The 1,187-nt window shown below is 40.4% G+C and carries 4 protein-coding genes; 3 read left to right on the top strand and 1 reads right to left on the bottom strand.

From position 1 onward, the window contains the following. The 3 genes from ACFU9E_RS35550 to ACFU9E_RS35560 all read left to right on the top strand — a co-directional run. On the top strand, positions 1-138 hold a 138-nt coding region (locus tag ACFU9E_RS35550; protein ID WP_380715720.1), incomplete at its 5' end, for an NlpC/P60 family protein. A 13-nt stretch (positions 139-151) separates the two neighbouring features. Next, positions 152-700 (top strand): hypothetical protein, encoded by a 549-nt coding sequence (locus ACFU9E_RS35555; RefSeq protein WP_104843689.1) that lies wholly within the window; start codon positions 152-154, stop codon positions 698-700. 103 nt (positions 701-803) lie between these two features. Further along, positions 804-980 carry a hypothetical protein gene (locus ACFU9E_RS35560; protein WP_326211977.1) on the top strand — a complete coding sequence of 59 codons (177 nt, stop codon included), beginning with the start codon at positions 804-806 and terminating at the stop codon, positions 978-980. A 4-nt stretch (positions 981-984) separates the two neighbouring features. On the opposite strand, the gene ACFU9E_RS35565 is transcribed toward ACFU9E_RS35560, so the two are convergent. Then, positions 985-1,187: hypothetical protein (locus tag ACFU9E_RS35565; protein ID WP_380715718.1), on the bottom strand; the 203-nt coding region annotated here is incomplete at its 5' end.

Raw genomic sequence — 1,187 nt, forward strand, 5'->3', positions numbered from 1 at the left:
TATGCGCCCGGGCCGACTCATGTTGGAATGTATGTCGGTGATGGAAAATTCATTAATTCAAATGACGCAGGCCTTGAATATTCGAGCGTAGAGACATGGAAAAAGCTTTATCCGTATTTAGGGTTCAGGAGAATATAGAGAGGGTGAGTATGTGGAAGATCAGCAGAAAAGGCGCGGGACACGAATTATTATAATTGTTTCGATTGTTGTCGTAGCTTTGATGCTGCTTTACACCCAATCTTTAAAAAGGGATTTAGCAGCTGCCACGAAGCAAAAGGAAAATTATTCAGCACAAATTGACCGATTGAAAAAAGTAGATCAGACAAAGGCTGCAGAGCTGAATAATGAGTTTATTAATAAATTTTTCACCTACAGCAATACGAAGCAGCGGTATAAAGACATTGAACCATTAATGACTGAAAAAGGTTACCAGTCCACTTATCCAAGCGGGAGCAGTATTCCAAAGAAAGGATCGGATGTATCTTCTTCTGTTTCAGGATTGCAAAGCTATGAATATCAATCAGACAAGCAAGAAGTTTCTTTTATGAATGAGTTCACTGCACGCACAAGCTATAATGGCACAGCAAGCGAACAGAAAATCGTAATCAAAACCCAACTTATTGCGTTGGAGAATGGGGAGTGGAAGGTCGATAATGTTGAATTTATCGCTAATGTAGGCGGAGAGCCGGCGAATAATTAGGTCGAGGATTGATAAAAGTCTGTTTTTTAGACTTTTATCAACCACAGACCTCCAGCAACCGAGCTTGCGAGGGCGGTAGCATAGAGCGAAGGAGTGCACTGCAATGAGTTTGAATGATATGAAAAACCCAAAAGACATGGGTAATGGTGAGCTGTTAGAGGCATATAGCTCTTTTGCATATAGCTCTTTTAACCGAAAACCATTTCGAACGATAGAAGAACAAAATTATTTGGCGCTGCTGCGTCAAGAAATACTGGAACGTATGGATAAAAATGAGTGAGCTGTCATGACATTATCAGATTATCAAAAAAACGGCTCTCTGCTTCGTTCGTGAATAAGTGAGGATCAGAAAGCCGGCCATCTTTTTTTATTCGTGTTTTGATGAATTTTCCTGGTTCCTGGGCAGCTGCTTTGTTCGGATTCTCCTCACAACAAAATTCTTTAAGGAGTGTGAAAACAGTGCGGAAAATACTGTATAACATAGGAG

This window comes from Kitasatospora sp. NPDC057595, from assembly GCF_042800875.1.
Classification (GTDB): domain Bacteria; phylum Actinomycetota; class Actinomycetes; order Streptomycetales; family Streptomycetaceae; genus Kitasatospora.

Excerpts from the sequence above, each read along its gene's own strand:
- ACFU9E_RS35560 (WP_326211977.1), top strand. The coding sequence starts at position 804 with ATGAGTTTGAATGATATGAAAAACCCAAAAGACATGGGTAATGGTGAG.